At 66.5% G+C, this 24879-nt stretch carries 23 protein-coding genes and 1 pseudogene; 10 read left to right on the forward strand and 14 right to left on the reverse strand.

Annotated features, from left to right (window positions below):
- Positions 1–366: 366 nt before the first annotated feature.
- From ABZ942_RS00855 to ABZ942_RS00880, 6 genes are all read right to left on the reverse strand, one after another.
- On the reverse strand, positions 367–1644 hold the full coding sequence (locus ABZ942_RS00855) for an ABC transporter permease (RefSeq protein WP_357377679.1): 1278 nt from the start codon (positions 1642–1644) through the stop codon (positions 367–369).
- Positions 1644–2807, reverse strand: a complete 1164-nt coding sequence (locus tag ABZ942_RS00860) for an ABC transporter permease (protein ID WP_357377681.1) — start codon at positions 2805–2807, stop codon at positions 1644–1646. The genes ABZ942_RS00855 and ABZ942_RS00860 overlap by 1 nt, the downstream gene beginning before the upstream one ends.
- Positions 2804–4315 (reverse strand): ABC transporter ATP-binding protein, encoded by a 1512-nt coding sequence (locus ABZ942_RS00865; protein WP_357377683.1) that lies wholly within the window; start codon positions 4313–4315, stop codon positions 2804–2806. Before ABZ942_RS00865 ends, ABZ942_RS00860 begins: the two co-directional genes overlap by 4 nt.
- A gap of 24 nt (positions 4316–4339) precedes the next feature.
- A complete protein-coding gene (locus ABZ942_RS00870; RefSeq protein ID WP_357377685.1) occupies positions 4340–5434 on the reverse strand; it encodes a BMP family ABC transporter substrate-binding protein in 1095 nt (364 codons plus the stop codon).
- Positions 5435–5572: 138 nt separating this feature from the next.
- A complete protein-coding gene (locus ABZ942_RS00875; protein ID WP_357377687.1) occupies positions 5573–6715 on the reverse strand; it encodes a metallophosphoesterase in 1143 nt (380 codons plus the stop codon).
- Positions 6716–6863: 148 nt separating this feature from the next.
- Entirely contained in the window at positions 6864–7580 is a 717-nt protein-coding gene (locus ABZ942_RS00880) for a hypothetical protein (protein WP_357377689.1), read from the reverse strand.
- Between the two features lie 733 nt (positions 7581–8313).
- Between ABZ942_RS00880 and ABZ942_RS00885 the strand changes: the two genes are divergently transcribed.
- Together ABZ942_RS00885 and ABZ942_RS00890 are read left to right on the forward strand one after the other, a co-directional pair.
- Complete coding sequence (locus ABZ942_RS00885) at positions 8314–9309, forward strand: hypothetical protein (RefSeq protein ID WP_357377691.1); 996 nt, start codon at positions 8314–8316, stop codon at positions 9307–9309.
- A gap of 11 nt (positions 9310–9320) precedes the next feature.
- Positions 9321–9923: a hypothetical protein gene (locus ABZ942_RS00890; RefSeq protein WP_357377693.1), complete on the forward strand. Its 603-nt coding sequence runs from the start codon at positions 9321–9323 to the stop codon at positions 9921–9923.
- Between the two features lie 9 nt (positions 9924–9932).
- Here the strand turns inward: ABZ942_RS00890 and ABZ942_RS00895 are convergent, their stop codons facing one another.
- Entirely contained in the window at positions 9933–10853 is a 921-nt protein-coding gene (locus tag ABZ942_RS00895) for an aldose 1-epimerase family protein (protein WP_357377695.1), read from the reverse strand.
- Positions 10854–10958: 105 nt separating this feature from the next.
- Entirely contained in the window at positions 10959–11807 is an 849-nt protein-coding gene (locus ABZ942_RS00900; protein WP_357377697.1) for a slipin family protein, read from the reverse strand.
- Positions 11808–11984: 177 nt separating this feature from the next.
- Between ABZ942_RS00900 and ABZ942_RS00905 the strand changes: the two genes are divergently transcribed.
- Positions 11985–12716, forward strand: coding sequence for a TetR/AcrR family transcriptional regulator C-terminal domain-containing protein (locus tag ABZ942_RS00905; protein ID WP_357377699.1), 732 nt, complete (start codon positions 11985–11987; stop codon positions 12714–12716).
- Positions 12717–12811: 95 nt separating this feature from the next.
- On the opposite strand, the pseudogene ABZ942_RS00910 reads toward ABZ942_RS00905, so the two are convergent.
- Positions 12812–13429 (reverse strand): annotated as a pseudogene (locus ABZ942_RS00910) (TetR/AcrR family transcriptional regulator C-terminal domain-containing protein); the annotation flags it as partial.
- 194 nt (positions 13430–13623) lie between these two features.
- On the opposite strand from ABZ942_RS00910, the gene ABZ942_RS00915 reads away from it, so the two are divergent.
- Complete coding sequence (locus ABZ942_RS00915) at positions 13624–14916, forward strand: acyl-CoA desaturase (RefSeq protein WP_357377701.1); 1293 nt, start codon at positions 13624–13626, stop codon at positions 14914–14916.
- On the forward strand, positions 14913–15407 hold the full coding sequence (locus tag ABZ942_RS00920) for a DUF5994 family protein (protein WP_357377703.1): 495 nt from the start codon (positions 14913–14915) through the stop codon (positions 15405–15407). Before ABZ942_RS00915 ends, ABZ942_RS00920 begins: the two co-directional genes overlap by 4 nt.
- On the opposite strand, the gene ABZ942_RS00925 is transcribed toward ABZ942_RS00920, so the two are convergent.
- Positions 15408–16217, reverse strand: a complete 810-nt coding sequence (locus ABZ942_RS00925; RefSeq protein WP_357377705.1) for an SAM-dependent methyltransferase — start codon at positions 16215–16217, stop codon at positions 15408–15410.
- Between the two features lie 94 nt (positions 16218–16311).
- Between ABZ942_RS00925 and ABZ942_RS00930 the strand changes: the two genes are divergently transcribed.
- The 3 genes from ABZ942_RS00930 to ABZ942_RS00940 all read left to right on the forward strand — a co-directional run bounded on the left by ABZ942_RS00930 (position 16312) and on the right by ABZ942_RS00940 (position 19145).
- Positions 16312–17493: a cytochrome P450 gene (locus tag ABZ942_RS00930; protein ID WP_357377707.1), complete on the forward strand. Its 1182-nt coding sequence runs from the start codon at positions 16312–16314 to the stop codon at positions 17491–17493.
- 88 nt (positions 17494–17581) lie between these two features.
- Entirely contained in the window at positions 17582–18550 is a 969-nt protein-coding gene (locus tag ABZ942_RS00935; RefSeq protein WP_357377709.1) for an ATP-dependent DNA ligase, read from the forward strand.
- A gap of 178 nt (positions 18551–18728) precedes the next feature.
- On the forward strand, positions 18729–19145 hold the full coding sequence (locus tag ABZ942_RS00940; RefSeq protein WP_357377711.1) for a hypothetical protein: 417 nt from the start codon (positions 18729–18731) through the stop codon (positions 19143–19145).
- Positions 19146–19266: 121 nt separating this feature from the next.
- Here ABZ942_RS00940 and ABZ942_RS00945 read toward each other — a convergent pair whose 3' ends face one another.
- Positions 19267–19767, reverse strand: a complete 501-nt coding sequence (locus ABZ942_RS00945; RefSeq protein ID WP_357377713.1) for a hypothetical protein — start codon at positions 19765–19767, stop codon at positions 19267–19269.
- 591 nt (positions 19768–20358) lie between these two features.
- On the opposite strand from ABZ942_RS00945, the gene ABZ942_RS00950 reads away from it, so the two are divergent.
- Together ABZ942_RS00950 and ABZ942_RS00955 are read left to right on the forward strand one after the other, a co-directional pair.
- Positions 20359–20544: a hypothetical protein gene (locus tag ABZ942_RS00950; protein WP_357377715.1), complete on the forward strand. Its 186-nt coding sequence runs from the start codon at positions 20359–20361 to the stop codon at positions 20542–20544.
- Positions 20545–20890: 346 nt separating this feature from the next.
- The gene (locus ABZ942_RS00955) at positions 20891–21766 is read left to right on the forward strand and encodes an alpha/beta hydrolase (RefSeq protein ID WP_357377716.1); all 876 of its coding nucleotides are present in this window, start codon (positions 20891–20893) and stop codon (positions 21764–21766) included.
- 10 nt (positions 21767–21776) lie between these two features.
- On the opposite strand, the gene ABZ942_RS00960 is transcribed toward ABZ942_RS00955, so the two are convergent.
- From ABZ942_RS00960 to murQ, 3 genes are read right to left on the reverse strand one after another with little or no spacing between them, the layout of a single operon-like run.
- Complete coding sequence (locus ABZ942_RS00960; protein WP_357377718.1) at positions 21777–23279, reverse strand: alpha/beta hydrolase; 1503 nt, start codon at positions 23277–23279, stop codon at positions 21777–21779.
- Between the two features lie 54 nt (positions 23280–23333).
- Positions 23334–23897, reverse strand: coding sequence for a phospholipase D-like domain-containing protein (locus tag ABZ942_RS00965; RefSeq protein ID WP_357377720.1), 564 nt, complete (start codon positions 23895–23897; stop codon positions 23334–23336).
- Positions 23898–23950: 53 nt separating this feature from the next.
- Positions 23951–24853 (reverse strand): N-acetylmuramic acid 6-phosphate etherase, encoded by a 903-nt coding sequence (gene murQ, locus ABZ942_RS00970; RefSeq protein WP_357377722.1) that lies wholly within the window; start codon positions 24851–24853, stop codon positions 23951–23953.
- Positions 24854–24879: the final 26 nt, after the last annotated feature.

A 24879-nucleotide genomic window follows, 5' to 3' on the forward strand; every position in this document is an offset into this window, starting at 1 on the left:
GGGCAAGTGCACCTAAGGATTTCCCAACGTGACCAGCTCAATGAGCTGAAGACCGATCCCTGTTTTCCTGTGAGTAGTGTGGGCGCGTCGTGTGCCGTACCCGGCTTTAGGTGTGCGTCAGGTGCGCGGTGTCGCGTTCCCGAGGTGGTCATCGGGTTGCGGTTACGTCACAAGCACTTTGGACAAGAGTGGGGTCAGGGGGGTTTCGGTGCTCGCTCAGACCCCGTCCGGTGTTCCCCGATCAGTACTGCCGAAGGTCTGCACTTTCTCTCGGGATCTGCACTCGGAATAGGGCCCTAGAGGCGGTGCAGATCCCGAGAGGGAGTGCAGATTCTGTCGTCAGCCTGCTGGGGTGTTCGTTTGGGATCAGCCGGGGGCGTAGGGTTCGCCGTCGGCCTTCGGTGGCCGTACCTGCCCGACCGCGCCTGCCACGGCGATCACCGTGAGCAGGTAGGGGGTCATCTGGAGGACTTCGGTGGGGATGGGGGTTGCCAGTACCTGGAGCTGGCCCTGCAGGGCCTTGGTGAAGCCGAAAAACAGTGCGGCACAGGTGGCGCCGAGTGGGTGCCAGCGGCCCATGATGACCGCGGCCAGCGCGATGAAGCCGTTGCCCGCCGTCATCTCCTTGGTGAAACCGCCGGTCGAGCCGATGGTGAAGTAGGCGCCGCCGAGGCCCGCTATCGCGCCCGCGAGGAGCACGGCTTGATAGCGGACGCGCAGCACCTTGATGCCGACGGTCGCCGCGGCGCGCGGATGCTCGCCGACCGCACGCACCCGCAGTCCCCAGCGCGTCCGATACAGCACGAAGCCGAGCACGGCGACCGCGACGACCATCGCGTACACCAGCGCGGTCTGATCGAAGACCGTCGGACCGATGATCGGGATCGAGGACAGCACCGGAATGGCCAGCGGCTGCATGGTTCCCGGGTTGTTGAACCGGGCCGGGCCGTCGGTCAGACCGGCGAGCTGATCGAAAAGGAAGCCGGTGATGCCGGTCGCGAACACCACGAGCACCACACCGAGCACGATCTGATTCACCAGATAGCGGATCGAGAACACCGCGAGCAGCCAGGCGATGAACACGCCGGCGACCACCGCGGCCAGCGCCCCGACGAGGAAGCTGCCGCTGACGGTGGCGATGATCGCGGCCGCGAACGCACCGGCCAGCAGCTGGCCCTCGATGGCGATGTTGATGACACCGGCCCGTTCGCACAGCACGCCCGCCAGCGCACCGAGAATCAGCGGCGTCGACAGGGCGAGGGTGCCTTGAATCTGGTTGGTGAGCGGGAAGATTTTGCCCGAGGCCGCCCAGCACACGAACGTCACCACGAATGCGACACCGAAGACGGTGAACAGCACCGCGGCCCACCGCCCGGTCAGTCCACGCCACAGGTGCGCGATCGCGATCGCGAGGGCGACCACCGACAGCAGCAGCGCCGCCGGTTTGGCGGGCACGTTGATATCGGACGGACCCGCGGCATCCGGTGTGGCCAAGCGGAAGTCGACGTCGCCCGATGTGGTGAACACCGCGAGGGCGACCGCGGTGACCGCGAGGATCAACAGCAAGATTCCCAGGCGCAGCCGCTGCTGATGCTTCTCCGGCGACTCGAGCCCGCGGGCGGCGCCGGTTGTGGTCGTCACCATCAGTTCCACCCTTTCGCGAGTACCGCGTCCGCGCGCTCGGCCCGGATCCGGAAGACGGTGCGCACCAACGCCGGTGCCGCGACCAGCACGACGATCACCGCCTGCAGCACGGTCACCAGGGTGAGCGGGGTGCCGGTCGCCGCCTGCATCTCGTTGCCGCCCGCGTTCAGTGCGCCGAAGAGCAGTGCCGCGTACACCGTGCCGATCGGACTGCCGCGGCCGAGCAGCGCCACCGTGATGCCGTCGAAGCCGAACGACCCGGCGATTCCGTTGGTCAGCGGCAGGTCGGTGCCGAGCACCTGCTGCGCGCCGCCGAGTCCGGCGAGGCCGCCCGCGATGAGCATCGCCAGCACATACGCGCGCCCGACATTCATGCCTGCCGTGCGCGCCGCGTCCGGGTTGGCGCCAACCGCGCGCAGCTGGAAACCGAGCGTCGATCGGGACAGCAGCCACCACACGAACACCGCCGCGCCGACCGCGACCAACAGCCCGAGATGCAGTCGGGTGTCACCGAATCGGGGCAGTTGCGCGGTGTCGTCGACCACCGGGCTGATCGGCTCGTTACGACCGGGCCGCTGCAACCAGGAGGTGGTGAGCAGCCAGGTGAGCGCGTACAGCGCGACGTAGTTGCCCATGATCGTGGAGATCACCTCGTGCGCGCCGGTGCGCGCCTTCAGCAGCCCGACGATCCCGCCCCACAGCGCGCCACCGGCGATACCCGCCAGCAGGGCGACCACCACGTGCAGCACCGGCGGCAGATGCACCGAGAAACCGACCCAGCCCGCGAACAGCGCACCGGCGATGAGCTGGCCCTGCGCGCCGATATTGAACAACCCGGCGCGGAACGCGAGCGTGACCGCCAGGCCCGTGCAGATCAACGGCGTTGCCGCCACCAATGTTTCGGCGATCTGATGCTTGCCGCCGAACGCGCCGAGGAACAGCGCCTGGTACGTGTCCGCCACCGCGTGGTACGCCGCCGACACCGTATCCATCGGCCGCGCAAAGAAATAGCCGAACGCGCCCGTCACCTTCGGGTCGCTGACGATGATGAGCAGCGCGCCGACGACGAGCGCGAGCAGTACCGCCAGCGCGCTGACGATCAGTTCGCGCACCCAGGGCCGGTCGAGCCAACCCGCCACCCGGCTGCCCGATGTCCCCGTCATCGATCACTCCCCGGTGCCGCGCCGGCCATCATCAGGCCGAGCTGATCACGCGGAGTGTCCGGGCCGACGATGCCGACGATCTGCCCGCGATACATCACGATGATCCGGTCCGACAGCGCGTAGATCTCGTCGAGCTCGGTCGAGACGATCAGCACCGCGGTGCCCTGATCCCGTTCGCGGACAATGCGTTTGTGCACGAACTCGATCGAGCCGACGTCCAGGCCGCGGGTGGGTTGACCGGCGATCAGCACCTCCAGCGGCCGGGACAGCTCCCGCGCGAGGACGACCTTCTGCTGATTGCCGCCGGACAGGGTGCTGACCGGATCGGCGGTGGACCGGACGCGAATGTCGAACTCCTCGACCCGTTGCGCGGCATTGCGTTTCACCGCGGTGGGGGACAGTACCCCGTGCCGGGAGAACTCCGGGCGGTCGATCAGATCGAGCACGAGGTTCTCGGCGACGCTGAACGTGCCGATGCAGCCGTCGTGTGAACGATCCTCGGGCACATAGCCGATGCCGGCGTCCAGGTGCTGGCGCGGCGACCGGCCGACCACCTCCCACCCGCCCACCGTGACGGTGCCCGCCACCGGCGTCCGCAGCCCGAGCAGCGCGCTGACCAGTTCTGACTGCCCGTTACCGACCACGCCCGCGATGCCGACGATCTCGCCGCCGTCGACGCGGAAGGACACCTCGTCGACCACCACGGTTCCGGCCGCGTCCAGCACGGTCAGATCGGTGACGACCAGGGTGGGGCCGGTGGGCGCGGCGGGCGTCTTGGCCACCACGAGCTCGACCGACCGGCCGACCATCAGCTCCGCGAGTTCGGCCTCGGGCGTGGTCGGTTCGACGGTGCCGACCACCGCGCCGCGGCGGATGACGGTGATCCGGTCGGCGATCCTGGTGACTTCCTTGAGCTTGTGCGTGATGAAGATGATCGAGGTGCCGTTCGCGGCGATGGCGCGCAGCACGCCGATCAGTTCGTCGATCTCCTGCGGGGTGAGCACGGCGGTCGGCTCGTCCAGGATCAGCACCTCGACGTTGTTGGCCAGCGCCTTCAGGATCTCCACCCGCTGCTGCTCGCCCACCGACAGGTTCGCCACCAGCGCGTCGGGGTCCACCGGAAACCCGTAGCGCTGCGACAGCTCGCGCACCTGCTTGCGCGCCGCGGCGCGATCGAGCACGGCGAAACCCTTGGTGGGTTCCCGGCCGAGGATGATGTTCTCCGCGACGGTGAACACCGGCACCAGCATGAAGTGCTGGTGCACCATGCCTATGCCGGCAGCGATCGCGTCGCTGGGCGACAGGCAGGTGACCGGCTTGTCATCCAGCAGGATCTCGCCGTCGTCGGGCTGCAACAGCCCGTAGAGCATGTTCATCAGCGTGCTCTTACCTGCGCCGTTTTCGCCGAGCAGGCAGTGGATTTCGCCCGGTTCGACCATCAGGTCGATGTGGTCGTTGGCCAGCAGAGTGCCGAATCTTTTGGTGAGACCGCGTAGTTCGAGCCGCATATCGCTCCCGGTGACGGCCGCGGCTCACTTGGCTGCGGGCTGGGCCTTCGACGTGAGGGTGATCTTTCCGCTCGCGAGATCGGCTGTCAGCGCGGTGATTTCGCTCTTCAGCTCGGCCGGGATGGTGGCGTCGAAGTCGTGGTACGGGGCCAGGCCGACGCCCTTGTTCGCGATGGTGCCGACGTAGGCCTGGTTGCTGAACTGCTTGTTGTAGGCGTCGGTGATCGTCTTCGTCACCGCGACATCCATCGCCTTCTCGACGCTGGACAGCAGCGACGAACAGTATTCGGCGGCGCTCACGCAACCGTCGGTGTCCACCCAGATCGCGGTGACCTTGCCGCCGGAGGAGTGTGCGGCCTCCAGCGCGCCGAGGCCCGCCGGACCCGCCACCGGGAGAATGATGTCGGCGCCCTGGCTGATCAGATCGTTGGCCTTGGTCTTGCCGATGTTCTTGTCCTGGAAGTCGTTGGTGATCACGCCCTGCTGGGTGGCCTCGTCCCAGCCGAGCAGCTGGACCTGCTTGCCCTTCGCCTTGTTGTAGTAGGCGACGCCCTCGGCGAAACCGTCCATGAAGATGGCGACGGTGGGGATGTTGATTCCGCCGAAGGTGCCGACCTTGCCGGTCTTCGTCTGCGCCGCGGCCAGATAGCCGGCCAGGAACGACGGCTGGGCGGAGTTGAAGGTCAGGCCCTGTAAGTTCGGCAGCGGCGGGTTCTGCTTGGTGTCGGTGTAGGCGTAGTCGACGATCGCGAAGTTGATATCCGGATTGGCCTTCGCCGCGGCGTAGGTGGCGTCGCCCTGCTTGAAACCGATCGTGACGATGATGTTGCACTTCTGCCGGACCATCGTGTTGATGTTGGTCGGATAGTCGTTGTCCGACTTCGACTCCAGCTGCGCCTTCGCGATGCCGAGGGCGGCGACCGCGTCGGTGACGCCCTTGAGCGAGGTCTGGTTGAACGACTTGTCGTCGAACTTTCCGGAGTCCGACACCATGCAGGCCTTGAAGTCCTTGGTGCCCGCCTCGCCGCTCTTGCTCTGCTCGGCCGGCGGACTACCGCACGCCCCGACGGTCAGCACGAGAACACCGGCAGCGGTGAGGGTGTGCAGCCACCTACCCATAATTGCCTCCTGAAACGCGATACCCCGCAACCCAACTCACCGAACCTGCTGGGCGAGTGCAGTGGTGGTGGGAGTTTAAGACGCGGAACCGATCTTGGCTCGGTTTCCGCGTCATCTCCGATATCGGGTTCCGGCGGGCTAGCTGCTGGCAGGGGCCGAGCGCAGGATCAGGACGGTGACCTCGCTCGGAGCGAAAACGCGCAGTTGGGGACCCCAGAAGCCGGTGCCGCGGCTGGTGTAGAGCTGGGTGTGGTCGCCGTGGCGGCTCAGGCCCGCGACGACGGGTTGGTCGAGGCGGACCAGGTAGTGGAACGGCCAGATCTGACCACCGTGGGTGTGGCCGGAGATCTGCAGCGCGACGCCCGCCTCGGCGGCGGCGGTGATCTGCTTGGGCTGGTGGGCCAGCAGCACCACCGGCAGGTGCGGGTCGGCGCCGGCGAGCGCGGTGGGCAGGTCTGGGCCGTGGCCGGGCAGGCCGACGCCGGTGGGGTCGTCGATGCCGGCGATCACCAGACTGTCGCCGTTGCGGGTCACCGTCTGGTGCTGATTGTGCAGTGGCTGCCAGCCGATCGAGGCCATGTGGTCGATCCAGCCCTGGGCGTCGCCGAAGTACTCGTGATTGCCGGTGATGTAGAAGCGGCCGAGTGCCGCGTCGACCTTGCCGAGCGGGTCGACCTGCGGGTGCCGCTTCGCGACCGAGCCGTCCGCGAGATCGCCTGCGTGACAGGCGATGTCGGGTCGCTGCTCGTTGACGACCGCGACCACCTTCGCCGACCAGCGCAGCCGGTCGAGTGCGGCGAAGTGGGTGTCGGTGACAACCACCAGGCGCAGTCCGTCGAGGCCGCGTCCGAGCCCGGGGATCGACACATCGACCGTGCGCACCCGGGGCACCCGTCGCGCCTCGATGATTCCCCAGACCACCAGGGCGACCGACACCGCTAGTACACCCACTGCCACGACCCGTGAGCGGGCCGGATCGTGCACACCGCCGACGGCCAGTCCCAGTCCGACGACGTTGCCGATCACCGACCAGCTGAACACCACCCACGCGATACCGAGCAACGTGTCGCCGACGATGGACGCGGCATCCGATTGCGCGGGTCCGTGCCCGAGGAACATCGATGCGGGCAGGCCGACGAAGGTCAGCGCGAACACCGCGGTACCGAGCCAGAACAACAATCCGGTGCCCTCGGTGGGCGCGCCGACCAAGGTCCACCAGGGGACCAGGAACAGGATGGCGGGGATCGCCAGGAAAAGGGCAACGCGGGGCACGTATTTCAAGAGACCATCCTCGTCGGCGGGGGTGTGCTTCGCGCGGTCCCTCCGCCCGGCGCGGGCAATACCGACGATAACAGCGTGGCCGGGTCGGCCCAGCGACGAACCACACCGCACGGTTTGTGCGATGTGGTTCGGGTCGATCCGGTCCGGATCAGCAGGAGCCGCTGCCGCTGCCGCCGGTGCCGCCCGCGCCGATATTCAGGCCCGCGCCGCCGCTGCCGCCGTTGCCGCAGGCACCGAGCGTGCCGGTGCCGGTCTTGGCCCCGCCGTTGCCGCCATCGCCACCGGCACCGCCGGTTCCGAGTGGGCTGGCGCCGCCGTCGCCGCCGCGTGCGGCCGCGCCGCCATTGTTGATCGCACCGGAGGCGTTGCCGCCGTTACCGGCCTTGCCGCCACGTCCGCCGGTATCAACAGCCTGGGAAACACCGCCGAGGCCGCCCGCGCCGCCTGCCGCGCCTGCGGTACCCGCGCCGCCGGTAGCGCCCGCGCCACCGTTGCCGCCCGCACCGCCTGCGCCACCGGAGCCACCGGTGGGTCCGCCGAGGCCGCCGATACCGCCTGCGCCACCCGTGCCGTGCAGGCCGAGACCGCCATTTCCGCCGATGCCGCCCGCGCCGCCGGCCGCGCCGCCGAAGCCGTTGCCGCCGTTGCCGCCTGTGCCACCGGGACAATCCAGGGTGCCGGTGCTGCCGTTGCCGCCCGCACCGCCTGCTGGCTGGGAGGCCGTGCCGGGGGCACCGTTGGCGCCGTCCATGGCATTGCAAGTGGCGAAAGCCGGTGGGGCAATGGCGATCATGGCGCCGGTGGTGAGGATGATGCCGCCGAACAGTGCGGCGATACGGGTACGTGCGGTGCGATTGTTGGTCATGATAATTCTCCTATATAGCTTATGTGCTGCGGTCGAAAGGAAATCGGCCATGGTGGCGTGCGTCTTCTATTTCGCTGCTTCCGTGCGAAGTGTGGTGAATATGCGGCGCGTCGCGGCGCATATTCACCGGCTCGCAATCGATCGCGAGCCGAATTACTCCGCCGGTTTCGTCGGCGCGTGGGAAGGCTGGAACTCTGCAGTGGACGTGATCGTCGCCGAGTTCGGGCTGTCATGTTGTAATCCGTTGCTACCGAGGCAGTTACGGATGGTCGCAGTGCGTGGCCATCATCGCGGTGGAACGTCTCGGTGCCGGTAATGAAGCTCTGAAACTTGCGAACATTCATCCATGCTTTGACTCATCTGCCAGCAGAGGACATCAATCTGATGTCGCCATGGGCTGGAGCAGCAAATTCATCCTACGCCCTTTGGGGGTCGATTGCTACAGAGCGTTTGCCCGATAAAGCGAATTATGTATTTTCACATGGCATATTCGAGAAATGGGTAGGATATTGCTTGCGGCGTCGGCAACTTTGCTGGATCGAATCGAGACCGCTGCGCTTGCACTGGTAGAGGCGTAATCGGATGTCTGGGCGGTTAATAGCGGATGGTCGGCAGGATGCCTGTTTGTGACAACTATTACCGTGCGAGCGACCCTTTCCTATGTTGACGTGTCTTGCAATATAGCCCTAGCGTGGCGTTCCAAATCTTTTCTCTCGGACGAGGTATCAGCACGATGGATGTTCGAACCGCTGCACTACCGCGTCTGCCCGGATTCGTTCTGGGCGTAGTTGTTTCCGTCATTTCGGTGTTGGCGGTGAACGTCGCGCACGCCGACCCTGATACGCAGGATCTGGACACGTTGTTCGGTGGGATGGGGCCGCACCAGGTGGTGCAGACCGCAGCGACGGTGCCCTGTCCAGGGCCAGGGGCTCTCAGCGGTGAAAATATGGTTGTTCCCCGCCGCTGCCAGGGCACCTTCCCGTTCGGGTCCGGATCGCCGGTCGGCCTCCAGTACTACTACCCCGCCGACATCGACCGGTTGGGCAAGGCGCCTGCGGTCGTCTTCACCCCCGGCATCCTCGCCGATCCCGGGTTCTACGACGCGATGCTGAAGCAGTGGGCCAGTTACGGATTCGTCGTCGCCGTGTCCTTCGACTACTTCAACACGCTGTCGGAAATGCAGTTCGTCGGCCTCGGTGGGCTGAAGGAACGCGACCTCGATCTGGCCTCGCCGCTGGCCGGGAAGGTCGACTTCAGTCGAATCCTGTTGGCGGGTCAGTCCGCAGGCGGCGGCAGCGCGCTGCTCGCCTCGAATATCGCGCCGCGCTTCCGCGCGCTCGACCCCGCTTTTCAGGTGGTCGGATCGCTGGCGCTCGAGCCGGGTCCGTTGGCGCCCACCAACTTCGTGCCAACGCCCACCTTGATCATCCAGAACGCCAGGGATTCAGTGGTACCCGCCGGATGGTGGGTGGACTGGTATCAGTACCCGGGGCTCAGCGAGGCCCCGGCTTATGTGGCGACCCGTAAAGCGGTGACGCACAACGATGTAGAGAACGCGCTGCTCGCGCTGAACGGCGAGCACAGCCTCGCACTGGCCTGGCTGCTCGCCGCGGGCCTGCGGGATCCGGTGGCGAGTCGGTTCTTCGCCGGCCCGGACTGGCGGCTGCCGGACGAACCGAACTACCTGAACGTCCGGCGCAACACCAAAGCCGACCAATGGCAGCTCTGAGAGGTATGGCAATGCGGGACACTGTGATTCGTGCACTGGTGGTGCTCACCATCGGTGGCGGCGCGATACTGGCCGCGCCCGCAGGTGCTGAAACGGCCGTCGGCAAGTTCACGGTCGCCGGGCAGATCGAGCAGACCTTCCTCGAAACGGGCGGACCGGCTGTGTGGGGCGTCCCGCTGGACGACGCGCGCGACACCGCCGACGGACAGTTCCAGCGGTTCCAACACGGCGTTTTCTACACCGAGCCGAACATCAACGGCGGCAAGGCCTATGCCGTGAACGGGCCGATTCTCGCGAAATGGGGCGAGCTCGGCTGGGAGCGCGGCGCCCTCGGATATCCGACCAGCAACGTGTACCAGCTGTCCACCGGCGGCTTCGCCGTGCCGTTGATCGGCTACTTCGGCGACACTCCCGGCCGCTGGAGCAAGTTCGAGCACGGGGTGATCTATTGGACCGAAGGCACTGGCGCACACCCGGTCTCGGGCACCATTTACGACATCTGGAGCAAGTCCGGATATGAGAGCGGCTCCTACGGTTACCCGATCGGCGACCAATACCCCGTCGCCGACGGCCGGGTGGCGCAGCAGTTCCAGCGCGGAACCATCACGGCCTGATGTGCCGGGTCATGGACGAGTGAGCCGTGCGCCCCACCTGGTCTGCACGGTGGCGCCCGGCGTCAGCCGGATCAGCCCGACTCCACTCTGAAAAGCATTGGGCGGGCAGGTCATCGGCTCGGCGGCCAGGCCGGTCCGACGATGTGACGGGGCGAGTGTATCGGCGGTGAACAACTGGATCACCGAATAGGAATCATCCGCCCAGAGCTCGGCTGTCGCTCCGTCGTTGCCCCGCAACCGAACCCAGGCCCGCCCGTCGTCATCGCGGGCAAGGTCGGTGAACGGATGATCGATCGTCAACGCGCCCAGCGGCTTCGGTGTGCTGAAGTCGAACGGGGTGCCATCGACGGCTTCGGTGCCGACCGGCAGCTGCCGGTCGGGGTCGGTGACGATCCGGGTCGCGGTGTCGAAATGCAGGACCGCGCTATCGATCCCGCCTTCCCCTGGCGAGAGATACGGGTGATGACCGCAACCGTATGGTGCCGCGGTATCGCCGAGATTGGTGGCGGTGGTGGTGACCGTCAGGCCGTCGTCGGACAGCGCATAGCAGATGGCGACGTCGAGATAGAACGGGTAACCCTTGCGCGGGTGCAGCGTGGTCCGCATGGTGACCTCGTTCTCCTGCGCGTCGGTCGCCCGCCACGGCCGCCAGCGCAGCAGCCCGTGGATGGCGGTGCGCTTCGCCGGTTCCGTCAGCGGCAGCTGCTGGTCGATGCCGTCGAAGCGATATTTGCCGTCCGCCAATCGATTCGGCCACGGGATCAGCGCGCCACCGCGTCCGCCGTCGGCCATCGCCTGCACGTCATAGGGTTCCAGCACGTCCCGGCCACCCACCCGGAACTCCCGGATGCCGCCGCCGACCTCGACTAGCACGGCCCGCTGGTCGCCGTGGCTGATCGAGAACTGCTGTCCGGACGGTGGCGGAGTCATAACCGAGGACGCTACCGCCGCCCGCTCGGCCGTTCTCGACCACCTCGGTGATCGGGCAGGCCGGGATGTGCCGAAAGTACGGCAGACTCTTCGGCCCGAGCGGCGTCATTCCGCCGCGGTCGCGGGTGCTCCGTTGGGTAGCGTTGTAGCCGAACGGGTTTGAGTTACCGCGTGGAGCGCGCCCGCCGCGGTGGTTTCGCGGGCGAAGAAGGTGCCGACGTCGCCGATCGCGCTCATCAGCTGCGCCGGGAACACGACGGTGGTGTTCTTGTCGACTCCGAGCTCGATCAGGGTCTGCAGGTTGCGCAGCTGCAGCGCCAACGGGTGCGCCATCATCGTGTCGGAGGCGTCGCCGAGTGCCGCCGCTGCCATCGATTCGCCCTCCGCGGCAATGATTTTCGCGCGCTTCTCGCGCTCGGCCTCGGCCTGCCTGGCCATCGCCCGCTTCATGCTTTCGGGCAGCTGGATGTCCTTCAACTCGACCAGGGTGACTTCGACACCCCATTCCAGGGTGGTCCGGTCGAGGATCTCCCGGATACCGGCGTTGATGACGTCGGTCTCGGAGAGCGCCTCGTCGAGGGTGTGCTGCCCGACGACCTTGCGGAGCGTGGTCTGCGCGATCTGATCGATCGCCGCGTAGACGTTTTCGATGGCGACGACCGACTTTTCGGCGTCGACGATGCGGAAGTAGGCGACGGCGGAGATATCGACGCTGACGTTGTCCCTGGTGATGATGCCCTGCGACTGGATCGGCATGGTGATGATCCGCATCGTCACCTTCCGCAGCTGATCGACCACCGGAATGATGAAGTTCAGCCCCGGCTCGCGGACCGCGATCACCCGCCCGAGGCGAAACAGCACGCCCTTTTCGTACTGGGTCACTATCCGAATCGATAGCGCCGCGCCGATCAACGCCAGCACGACTACCACCGCGACGATGACGAATACATTCATGACTTGCGCCTAACTCAGGGCTGCGGGTTCAGGGGTGATCGCGGCCATCAGTCCTGACCATGGCGATCCTCGGATCTGTGGGTTGCCTCCAGTAGACACCGCATGTGGCATAGTGTCAACGTCGTAGGCCTACACCTGAGACCTACCGAAAACGCTGAGGGAATGAGGCCTACGCAGATGACCGAGCCCCCCGCGAAACGCGGCAATTCTCGATCGGGAAACACGCGCACCGACGGCGCGACGCCGGGTCGGGGCGAGAGTCCGGTCACCAGGGCCGCGGTGTTGGACGCGGCGCTGGCGATCATCGACAGCGACGGTGTGGACGGGCTGTCCATGCGGCGGCTGGCCGATGCCGTCGGCCGGGATCCGATGGTGATCTACCGGCATCTGCCGAACAAGGCCGCCGTGCTCGACGGTGTCGCCGAGATCGTGTTCGCGCAGTTGACGGTCGATGCCACCGACTCGGACTGGGTCGCCCAATTGCGCACGGTCGCCCGTGATTTCCGCGCACTGGCGCTGGCGCATCCGAAGGTGGTGCCGCTGTTGGTGACTCGTCCGTTGGCGACGCCGCTCGGTTTGCGCCCGACATCGGTGGTCCGGCCGCTCGAGGACATGCTCGCCCTGCTCACCCGGGCCGGTTTCGCGGGAGCCGATGCGCTGCACATCTATCGCGCGTTGTTCGGGTTCCTCTACGGGCATGTGCTCAACGAGTTGCAGGAGATCGTCGAACGCCCCGAGGAAACCGACGAGGTGCTGCGGCTCGGGCTGCATCGGCTGCCGATCGCCGAATTCCCGCTGCTGCGTGAGCTCGCGCCGGTGCTGGCCGCCTATGACGGCTCCGTCGAGCTCGAACGCGGGCTCGACATCCTGCTCAACGGGCTCGCCGCCACCCTGCCAGGTCCCGGCTGACCGGCTCCGCCCTCGGAATCCCAACGCTGCAGAGCGGCAACCATTTCGGCGGCCCGGGCGTCGTTGTCGATTCCGCTCGATCGGTCGGAGACCGGGGTTATGGTCGTGTTGAGACCGTTGATCAGAATATCGAGGCCCAGTTCGAGTTCGGCGAGACCGTTGTAGGCGGCGAGGTCCGAGGCGAGGCTGCGCAGCAAGGGGAATTCGCCGATGGGCAGGCGGTTGAGACCCATGCGTAGTAGATCAGTGATTTCCTCCGGTCGCTCCACCACTTCCTGTAGCTCGGTGAGGATGTGGCCGTACAGGAATCCGAACAGCGCGCGATAGATGTGCAGTGCGTCGGTGCCGCTGAAATCGGCGTGCGCGAGCAACTCGAGCAGGTGTTCCAGCGGCCGCAGGGTGCCCGTCGGGCGCAACCCGATCGGTGTCGCCAGCGGCTGGGTGACCAGCAGCGGAACGACATTCGGATGGGCGACGGCCAGCCTGCGGAAATCGCGTGCGACGACCCGCAATTGGTGCTGCCAGTCGGGATCGGTGGCATCGACCGACAGTTGGGCGAACACGATCTCGGCGACACCGTCGAGCACCGCGGCCTTGTTCGCGGCATGCCGGTACAGCACCATCGGGTCGCGCCCGAGCGCCGCGCCGAGCCGGCGCATCGACAGTTGGTCGACGCTGTCCCTGTCGATGATCTCCAGGGCGGCCGCCAGCATCGCGGCGCGCGTCAGTGGGGTGTTCTTGCGGTTCTTCCGTGTGGGCGGGACGGCCGCGGCATCCGCGGGGTCGTCGGGTCCGGCCCTGGTCCGATTCATGGAATCGAGCACCTCGCCATCTAAAGGGTGCGTTGTCAACGATGTAAGCCTACGCTGTAGACATACGCTGTGACGGGAACTCGAGGACACCAAGAATGGCAATTACTGAAGTCACTGCCTACGCGCACCTGAGCGCGGCGGATGTCGAGGCCCTCGGGCTGGAGCTCGACGCGATTCGCCGCGACATCCAGGAGCAGCGCGGTGCTCGCGACGCGCGCTACATCCGTCGCACCATCGCCTTCCAGCGGGCTCTCGACGCCGCGGCCCGGCTGACCATCGGGCTCAGCCGCAGCCGCACCGGCTGGCTCGCCGGGACCGTCGGGCTGGCCCTGGCCAAGAGCATCGAGAACATGGAGATCGGCCACAACGTCTGCCACGGTCAGTGGGATTGGATGAACGACCCGGAGATCCACTCCAGCACCTGGGAGTGGGACATGGCCGGGGTGTCGGCGCAGTGGCGCTATTCGCACAACTATCGCCACCACATCTACACGAACGTGCTCGGCATGGACGAGGACATCGGGTTCGGCGTCATGCGGGTGACCCGCGATGAACGCTGGAAGCCGGGGCATCTGCTGCAGCCGCTGCGAAACCTGTTGCTGGCGGCCACCTTCGAGTGGGGCATCGCGCTGCACGGCCTGTATTCGGAACGCGACCGGGCGGAGGGTGCGGCGGAGAAGGCCGCGCAGACCAAGGTGTTCCTCGGCAAGATCGCCAGGCAGGCGGGCAAGGACTATCTGCTCTTCCCCGCGATGAGCGGGCGACGGTGGCGGCGCACGCTGGCCGCGGACGCGAGTGCGAATGTGCTGCGTAACCTGTGGGCCTATGTGGTGATCTTCTGCGGCCACTTCCCTGACGGCGCAGAGAAATTCGAGCCGACCGTGGTGGCGGACGAGACCAAGGGGGAGTGGTACCTGCGGCAGATGCTCGGCACCGCGAACTTCGACGCGGGCCCGATGCTGGCCTTCCTCAGCGGCAACCTCTGCTACCAGATCGAACACCACCTGTTCCCCGACCTGCCGAGCAACCGATACGCCGAGATCGCGCTACGGGTAAGGGCACTCTGCGAAAAGTACGACTTGCCTTACACCAGTGGGTCATTGCTGCACCAATACCTGCTGACCCTGCGCACCATCCACAAACTGGCGCTGCCGGACAGCTTCCTGACCGCGACGTCCGACGACGCACCGGAAACCGCCTCGGAACGAAAGTTCGACGGCGACAAAGCATTCGACGTACTCGAGGCCGGCAGGCCGCTAGGCCGCAACGGCCTGCGGACCGCGCTACGCCGCGCTGAGAAATCCCGCGTGGCCGTTCGCCGTTCGCCGCGTCGCCCGATTCGGATCAACCCGGCCGACACCCGGCCCAGGCAGGAGGATCGGCCATGACGAAGACTCGCGTCGCTGCACGCACACTGCGCCTGCAGCTCAAGCCCAAAGCGCCGAAGACCGGCTACGTCGACGGAGCTTGGTGGCCGCACAGCGACGAGCTGGCGGCCGAACTGCCCGCGCTGCTCACGGCCGTCGCCGGGCGGATCGGGCCCATCCATCACGTGGCCTATCCGCTCGGCGAATGGGCCAGAACGTCCGGGGAACTCGTCGTCGGCGGACAAACCGTGCAGGTCGAAGGCATTCGTCAGGGGACCGTGCACACCGTCGAGCTGCTCGGTCTGAAGAACCGCCGCGTGGTGCTGCTGGTCGTGCCGCCCGACACCGTCGAGGGTGACGCCGCCGCGACGATGACGTCTGCGTCCGCCGCGGACAACGAGTCGGCGGTCGATGAGCTGCTGACCATCGGCACCCGCGAGCGCGGGGATCGCGCCGACGGACTTACCGCGGTGCAGCGTTGGGTCTCCGAGGGCGGCGCCGACCGCAGGTGATCAGGGGATGCGGGCCACCGCGCCGAGCATGGAGACCGCCTCTGGCCTGGGATGCGGTCGCCATTCGCCCGGCCGCCACGTCATCACCGAGCCGATGCCCGGCGAGACGACGTCGAAGTCGGTGAAGAAGCGGGTGAATTCCTCGGTGGTACGTAATCGGAACGGCACCCCGCTACGTAAGTTGGCGGCGTTCGTCTCCGCGAGTTCCTCGGCGGACATATGGTCGCTGGTGGCATGGGTCATCACCAGGTAGCTGCCTGAGGGCAGCGCGTCGCACAGCTTGCGCACCAACTCGTAGGGGCCGTCGTCGTCGGTCATGAAGTGCATGATCGCCACCAGCATCAGCGCCACCGGCTGGTTCATGTCCAGCACCCGGGTCACGTCGGGGTGGTTGAGGATGCGGTCGGGATCGCGGATATCCGCGTCGAGATAGGCGGTCGCGCCCTCGGGTGAGCTGTCGAGCAGGGCGCGGGCGTGCACCAGCACGATCGGGTCGTTGTCCACGTAGACGACGCGCGACTCGGGGGCGATGCTCTGCGCGATCTCGTGCACGTTGCCCGCGGTGGGCAGGCCCGCCCCGATGTCGAGGAACTGCCGGACGCCCGCGTCGGCCAGGTAGGCCACCGCGCGGCGCAGGAAGCTGCGATTCTCCAGCGCGGCCAGCCGGATGGTGGGAAACGCCTCGGCGACCATGTCGGCGGACTCCCGATCGGCCGGGAAATTGTCCTTGCCGCCCAGCCAGTAGTCGTACCGGCGCGCCGGATGCGGTTTCGACACATCGATCTTCGCGGCTACCGGTTCCGAGTCCACAACGCCCTCAATTCATCTCGACTATTGTCATCATGTCAGCTCGAGTTGCGAACCGGTAGCGATGGTGATGTCGCACCTCCCGGAAGGCTCCGCCATGCCACTGCAGTACAGCCCATATGATTTTGACGTACACCGCGACCCATATCCGTACTACGCCAGGCTGCGTGTCGAGGCGCCGGTCTACCGTAACGATACCGACGACTTCTGGGCGCTCTCCCGCCATGCGGATGTGCTTGCCGCGCTGCGTGATTCGGACCGATTCTCGAACGCGAACGGTGCCATCCGGATGGAACCGGCGTTCTGGGGACCGCAGGCCGAGCAGATGTTCTCCTTCGTCGCGATGGACCCGCCGCGACACACCCGGCTGCGTGGGCTGGTCACCCGGGCCTTCACCCAGCACCGGGTGCAGGGGTTGGAACCTCGGTTGCGCGAGATCGCTCGCCGGCTGCTGGACCCCCTTGTCGCGCGCGGCAGCTTCGATTTCATGACCGATTTCGCCGGTCCGTACCCGACCGAGGTGATCGCCGAACTGGTCGGCGTGCCCGAGCGCGACCGCGACATGCTGCGCAAGCTCGGCATGGAAATCATGTACAACGACGAGGAGTCCACCGACCTGCGCCCCGAGGCGATCCAGGCGATCGGCGCTATCATCGGCTACTACACCGAGCTGACCATCGAACGCAGTCAGGATCGGCGCGACGACCTGCTCTCCGGGCTGCTCGACGCGGCCGACGGCGACGACCGCCTCACTCCGGAGGAGATCGTCAGCGTGCTGATCCTGCTGATCGGCGCGGGCATCGAGACCGCCATGCTGACCCTCGGCAACCTCTGGCACACCGCGTGGCTGCACCCCGACCAGCGCCGCAAGGCATTCGACGGGCAGATCGACGCCTGGATCGCCGAATCGATGCGCTACGAACCGTCGAGCCAGACCTCGCTGCGCACCGCCACCGAGGAGTTCGAGCTGCACGGGGTGACGGTTCCGGCGGGCGCGCGGATGCTGCTGCTGCTCGGCTCCGCCAACCGCGATCCCGAGGTGTTCACCGACCCCGACACCTTCGACCTGGACCGTGACACCAGCGCGTCCCTGGTCTTCGGCAGCGGTCGTCACCACTGCCTCGGCAGCAATCTTGCCCAGCTGGAATTGCGCGTCGCGCTGGAGGAGATCGTCGCCAAGGTCGCCGACTACGAGATCGATCCCGACGGCGTGCGCCGCATCCACGCGTCCAACAACCGCGGCTTCGCCGCCCTACCCACCACCATCACGGCCCGCTGAGTGGACCGAACCCGCACGGTCTGCGCTGCGTTGCCGTTGGTAAAACAGCCGGGTTGACCGCGTCGGCCGGGGCGGGCAAGGTGAGCCGATGGGCAGTGAAGAGGTCCGCGACGGAGTAACGCTGACCAATCTCGACAAGCCACTGTTCGACGGTGCCGAGGCGACCAAGCGCGATCTGGTCGATTACCTCGGGGCCGTCGGCGAGCGGCTCGTGCGGCAGCTGCGGGATCGCCCGCTGTCGGTGAAACGGGTGCGGCCGGGGCAGGAACCGTTCATGCAGAAGAACCTGCCCAAATACACGCCGGACTGGCTGCCCCGGGTGGCGGTGTGGGCCGAGAGTTCGCACCGCGAGGTGACTTACGCGCTGGGCAACGACGTTCGCACGCTGCTGTGGTTCGGCAATCAGCGGGCGGTCGAGTACCACCCGACGCTGCTGCTCGCCGATCGCAGCCAGGGCCCGACACACCTGATCATGGACCTCGACCCGCCGCCGGAGCAGCCGTTCCGTCAGGCCGTGCTCGCCGCGAAGCTGATCCGCGAGGCGCTCGCCAACGACGGGCTCGCCGGTGCGGTGAAAACCAGTGGCGCCAAGGGCGTGCACGTCTTCGTGCCGCTGGTACCCGGCCTCGCCATCGATGACGTCGCCGCGGCGACCCGCGCGGTCGCGGCGCGCGCCGAGCGCCTTGATCCGGACCTCGCCACCACCGCCTTCATCGTCGAGGACCGCGGTGGCCGCGTCTTCCTCGACTCGACCCGTGCGGGCGGCGCGACCGTCGTCGCGGCCTACAGTCCGCGGATTCGGCCGGGCACCACCGTGTCGTTCCCCGTCGGCTGGTCCGACCTGGACAACGTCAGCCCCCGCGATTTCACCGTCCGCAGCGCGGCGACTCAACTCGGCGACCGAGACCCGTGGGCCGACGAAATGCCCGAACCGCAAACGCTGCCCGCCGATCTCGTCGAGGAAGGGCACACCATTCCCGTCGCGCGTGTCCAGGCAATGCACGAGGGCAAACGCCGCGCCCGCGCCCGCCGCGAAAATCCGTCACCGGAGTCGTAAATCGGATTGCCGGGTCAATTCCTCCGCGTGCCCGCGCGGGTGCGTGCGAATTCTCTTGCAATACTGGCTGGTCGGTTATCTCGGCTACCGGAAATGGAAGGGACTCGAAAACGTGCTACCTGGAAATATCCTGAGGTCCGTCAAGGGCTTCGTACTGGTGTTGGCCGGAGTGTTCGGGGTGGGAATGCTGGTCGGGGTTGCGCCGGCCGCACATGCGGCTACCTGTGCGGCTGTGTCGGATCGCAACGCCTATGACGGGGGTTGGAAAGGGGGCGAGCACAATACGCTGGTGACCGGATTCAATGGCATGATCGGTTTCGGGGAGACGAAGTACACCAAAGCGGGGTCCGAGCCGGTGGTCTGGCTCGGCCAATTCACGGTGGACGCAAAAAACCTGCTGACAAAATGGAGCGGAACGCAGCTTATCGGTGACGGCAGCACGGTCGACGCCATCGTGTCGACGGTGCAGTGCGACGCGAACAACAAGCCGATCAGTTTCACCGCCGACGTGGTCAACACGACCACCGATCACAAGAAGACCGATCTGGGCACTTTCACCCTGAACCGGGTCGCGATGGGTTCGGTGTCGCAGTAGGAGATCCGGCGATCCGCCCCAGCCACGGTGTGGCTGGGGCCTTCGGGGTTGTGTCATGTCAGGACTTCGGTTGAGGCTGCCGAGCCGCCTCAGCCTTGACCGTGCGGTGGCCTGGCTCTGCTCATCTGAGCGTGCCGTTTTCCTCGGCTACGGTCAACTTCTGGAAGGCGTCGATCTTGTCTTTGAAGAATTTTTTCAGACCGGCCTCGTTGACGCAGCAACTCTTGATGCTGCCCTTCATGCTTACGACGAACTCTTTGACCTTCTCCGCATATTTGGCCAGGCCGATGCACATCGCTTGACGGGTATCGGCATTGAAATCTGGCTCGTCGTAGAGTGCCTTTCGAGCGGATGCCGATGGGTTGCCGTCGTTCTTCATTACATACGGGGACCGCTTCTCGATCTCCATCCAACCGGCATACCACGCCGCTGAGCGCTCATCTGAGCCCGATCCGTCTGGCCCGCACATGGAGTTGTGGACGGCCATGACGGCCTGCTGTTCGCGTTCGTCTTCGGTAATCGCGATAGCTCGAGGAGAGACCGCGACGCATGCCACATTGACGATCGCGAAGACAGCCGCAGCAAGCAAAGCTCCTCGTCCTCGGGGGATTCGTGTCCGCATATCCGTTCGTCTTCCTCTCGTGGGATTTCGAGCGATCTCTTACCGAGCAGCCAGGGCTCACCCGGTATTCGATACCGTCGGCAATCCGGATGGGGCGACTGCGAGGAAACCGACCCGAGCTGTAACCCGCAGTCAGGAGCGGATGTTCGCCAAACGTTCGGCCAACCGCTTGAACATGGTCGGCCGAACGCGCACGAGTAACGTGCGCAGGATTGTTCGGTATGGTGTGCGACACGTCGGCTGCTCCTCCCTCGGCCGCATCTGTGCCGACCGCTCCTGCGATAAGCGCTACTGCTTGCGGCAGGCACAATTGGGAGTGCAAAATGCGGGCTGCTGGCAGGGGCGCCGAACCGTTGCGACGGCGATCCGACGCTTCCAACGAAAAGTTTCCCGAACCGGCACCAATCCGTCCCGGTGTCCGGTCCGAATATTTGTCGGTGAAGGGTCCATCCAGCTTTGTTTTCGACAGCGGGGAAGGCCGGTCTGCGAATGTTCAGGTCTCGTCTCCGTGCCATCTGCACGGTAAGTGACTGCCGCAGACCGCTGCTCCACCAACGCTGGTATGGAGGATTCCTTGATAAGAAGGCGCAAATGGCAATAGACCTCGATGTGCTCGAAGCTCCCGAAGATGTCGAGAGGATTGTTGCGGAAATGGCCAGAAAGTCTGCTGCAAAATTCTTGCGCATCAGGGACGAAGACATGGACAGCCTGGATAGTGAGGACGCGGCGGAACTCGCCGAGCAAATGACGGCCGATGCCGGTACCAGTTCCCCCTGATCATCAGGCCAACGGCAGTCGGTATCGTGGGCGAACGGGAGCGACCGCGCGCACCATAGTCCGGTCGTTATGGAGACCGTCGGCGACGCGGCGCAGCGAAGACCAGCCTGCGCCCGCCTCGGCGCGGATACCCACGTCCGCAGTAACGGATGTTCGCGAGATCGACCGCCGCCCATCGGTCGCGGCGGGCCGGACGGACGGGGTGGCGGCAACTCCGGATGCGCGGCTACCGATAACGGGCAGCTCGAACACATTCATCGGTAAAGGAATGCCCGCGTACTCCCGGTGGTTTTACAGGTTCCGGTGCTGCGGCGCCGGGATCGGGCTATCAGGAGAAGGATCAGCGATGTCGGTTAATGATTTGCCTCGGGTCGAGCACAAGTTCGTCGAGGTCGATGGTGTTCGGGTGTTCTACCGGCAGGCCGGGCCCGACGACGCGCCGGTGTTGCTCCTGCTGCACGGTTTTCCGTCGGCCTCGCACCAGTTCCGTCGGCTGATCGACGCGCTCGGCGGCAGCTACCGGCTCATCGCCCCTGACTATCCGGGCTTCGGGCACACGGAAGCGCCCGAGTCGTTCACCTACTCCTTCGATCGGCTGGCCGACATCGTCGAAGGATTCCTGGAGCGCCTGGAACTTACCCGGTTCTTCCTGTACGCCTTCGATTTCGGCGCGCCGGTCGGCTTCCGCATCGCGACCAGGCACCCGGAATGGGTGGCCGGGCTGGTGGTGCAGAACGGAAACGCTTACGAAGAAGGCCTTTCCGACGGGGCCCGCGACTTCGTCGCATTGCGTCCGGACCAGCCCGCCGCCGAGCCCGCCATCCGCGACCTGCTCACCCTGCCCGGCACTCGCGGCCAGTACGAACACGGCGTCTTCGATCCCGACCTGCTCGCGCCGGACGGCTGGACTCTCGACCAGCACTTCCTCGACCTGCCCGGACGCAAGGAAGCCCAAGTGGCCCTTGCCTTCGACTACCACGCCAACGTCGCGCAGTATCCGCAGTGGCAGAACTGGCTGCGCACGGCGACCCCGCCGACCCTGATCATCTGGGGCCGCAACGATCCCTTCTTCATAGAGCCCGGCGCGCATGCCTACCGCTACGACGTGCCCGACGCCGAACTGCACCTCTTCGACACCGGCCACTTCGCGCTCGAGGAAAAGCTGCCCGACATCGCGCCGCTGATCGCCGACTTCCTCGACCGGCACTGGCCGAAGGACTGACCGGAGCGAGCTAGTCGGGCAGCACGAGGCCGGTGGTGGGCGGTGTGCCGTCGATGAGGTAGCGGGCAATGGTGTCCTGGGTTCGGCCCGGGTGGAGGAAGGACGTGTGTCCATCGCCATCCCGGGTCACCAGGATGGCTCCCTGAAGCTGCGTCAGCATCAGCTGTGCCCAGCCGTAGGACGTCGACGGGTCGTGGGTAGCGTTGACGAGCAGCGGGGTGATCGTCGGCTTGGCGCTGAATTCCCTTGGGGGATTGGAGAATTCGGCGGGCCAGCCCTGGCATTGCGCGACGTAGCCGTAGGACTGGCTGACGCCGCGAGTGTGCGGCGCGATGGTGCCGAGCAGCGTCTGCTGGGCTTGCAATGCCGGGTAAGTGTCGAACCCGGCCTTGAAGTCGGCGCAGCCGACGGCGAGGTCGGCATGGTTGCTCTCGGCGGTCTGCAGCTGCGGGGCCAACCCGCTCGCATCACCGTTGCGGGCCTGGTCGAGCGCGGTGGCCAGGCCGGGCCAGCCCGGGGTGCCGATATTCGGGATGGCGTCCTTGAAGATCAGCTGCGCCTGGATGTTGGTCAGCAGATCGAAGGCGCCGACGCCGTTGCGGCACGCGCCGGAGGTCTGGCAGCCCGGAGCGGGCAGCGGTTGTTGCCCGGCTCGGGTGACCAGATCATCGAGCACCTTGGACGGATCCTGGTCGCGCAGTACACATTCGGCGGCCGAACGACACCACTGCGCGAAGCGGTTCCAGCTGTCTTCGAACGCGATGGATTCGTAGTAGCTCATGGTGCCCGCCGGTTGCGAATGGACGAGGGCTCCGTCCAACGCCAGGGTGCGGCTCTTGTCCGGGAAGAGGCGGGCGTACTCCGCGCCGATCTCGGTGCCATAGGACAGGCCGAGGTAGTTCAGTGGCGCGCCGCCGAGGCGCTGGCGCAGCACCTCCAGATCACGGGCGACGTGCACGGTGTCGACGTGGTCGAGCAGATCACCGGTCAGGCGCTGGCAGGACTCGCCGAGCGCGCGATTCGCGGCCACCAGATTGTCGAATTCCTGCTGGCTGCTCGGAAATTGGTTCGGCGGCCGGTTGGCGAGGTCCGGGTCGCAATGAATGGACGGTCGACTGGTGCCGACCCCGCGCGGGTCGAACCCGATCAGGTCGAAGCGCTGCCGGACGCTGGTCGGGAAGAGGCCGGGCCGGGCGCCTTCGGCGGCCACGATCTCGGTGCCCGCGCCGCCGGGGCCGCCCGGGTTGAACACCAGATCCCCGATCTTCTGCGCCGGGTCGTTCGCCGGGAGCCGGTTGACGCCGACCTGAATCTTCTTGCCGCCCGGGTTGTTCCAGTCGAGCGGCACATCGACGGTCGCACACTGCACCGCGCTGCCATAGTCCGGTGGACAGGGGCCCCACCTGATGGGCTGGGTGTTGTCGGACTTCCCGTCGGAGCTACATCCGGCGCAGAACGCGACCGCGGCCAGTGCGGAAAGTGCCAGGCGCGCAGCGGTTTTGATACCCGTCACGGATACCCCCTCCATATCGGTGAGATCGGCTCAGCCCGATCGATTGTGTCGCGCTCAGACCGAGAGCGGGAGCATCGGGATGGACTCGTCGCCGAAATCGACCGGCGGCGCTTTCATGAGCTGTAATTCGCGTTCCTCGGTCCAGGCGTAGTGACGCAGGGTGTTGAACTGGGCGACGAAGTGGTCGCGCCAGGTCTGGGCGCCGAAGTTCATCGCGGTGTTGACCTGCAACCAGCCGCTGGTGCTGAAGTTGACCGAGCCCTCCCAGCACTGCGGGCCGCTCGGCGCGTCCACCACCAGCCCCTTGGTGTGGCAGATGTATTTGCGGCCGCTGGTGCTGGTGCCGATGGTGACCTCGATGCCCGCGTCGACGAGCCGCTGCACGATCGGCCGCTGGGTGTGGCCCGAGGATTGGGTGTAGTCGAGATACAGGTGCAGCGGTACGCCCTTCTGATGGGCGGCGATCAGGTTGTCGGCGGCGTCGGTCAGCGTGAAACCGTAGGCGATGAGCCAGGTTTCGCCGGGCCCGGCGACCAGCTCGAGGAACCGTCGCTCGGCGTCGGCGTGGTCGTCGGGCATCAGGTAGCACGTCATCGGACCATCGATCACGAAGGACATGACTGCACCGTACCGGCGGGTGCGCCACCGGAGCCGGAGGCGAGCTGGCGCGCCTACCCGTCGCTGCGGACGGCGGTCCGGACGAACCCACCGGACCCCGCGAGCAGCCGCCGGGCCGTCGCCACGTCGGCGCCGGCCAGCTGCATGACGATCGCGGTCTTCGGATGCCCGTCGGCCGCGTCGAGCAGCGCGGCCGCGGTGGCGAGGTCGACGCCGGTGGCATCGGCGATGATGCGGCGGGACCGGTCGACGAGCTTGGCGTTGGTCGGCTTCAGGTCGACCATGAGGTTGCCGTAGACCTTGCCGGACTGCACCATGGTCGCGGTCGACAGCATGTTGCACACCATCTTCTGTGCCGTGCCCGCCTTCAGCCGGGTGGACCCGGTCAAAACCTCGGGGCCCGTTTCGATTTCGATGCCGACGTCGGCGTATGCGGTCAGCTCGGCGCCGCGATTGCAGGAGACGCCCACGGTGGCGGCACCGATGGCACGACCGTGCCGCAGTGCGCCGATCGCGTACGGGGTGCGGCCGCTGGCCGCCAGTGCCACGATCACGTCGTCGGCGGTCAGGTCGATGTCGGACAGGTCGTCGACGGCCCGCGCCGGGTCGTCCTCGGCACCCTCGACCGCGTGCGCGAACGCGACCGAGCCGCCCGCGATGATCCCGATGACCTCGTCGGGCGCGGTGCCGAAGGTGGGCGGGCACTCGACCGCGTCGAGCACGCCGAGCCTGCCGCTGGTTCCCGCGCCGACATAGATCAACCGGCCGCCGTGCCCGCGCGCGGCGACGATCAGCTCGACCGCCCTGGTGATCTCCGGAATCGCCTGTGCGACAGCGGAAGCGATGCCCGCGTCCTCGGAGTTCATGGTGCGCAACAACTCTTCGACCGACATGGAATCGAGCGCGGTGGTCCGCGGATTCGCTTCCTCGGTTGTCAAAGTGCTGAGTTCGCTCATATCGCCTCCTGGGTCATACGGCAATG

It is taken from the genome of Nocardia sp. NPDC046473 (assembly GCF_040645995.1).
GTDB lineage: Bacteria > Actinomycetota > Actinomycetes > Mycobacteriales > Mycobacteriaceae > Nocardia.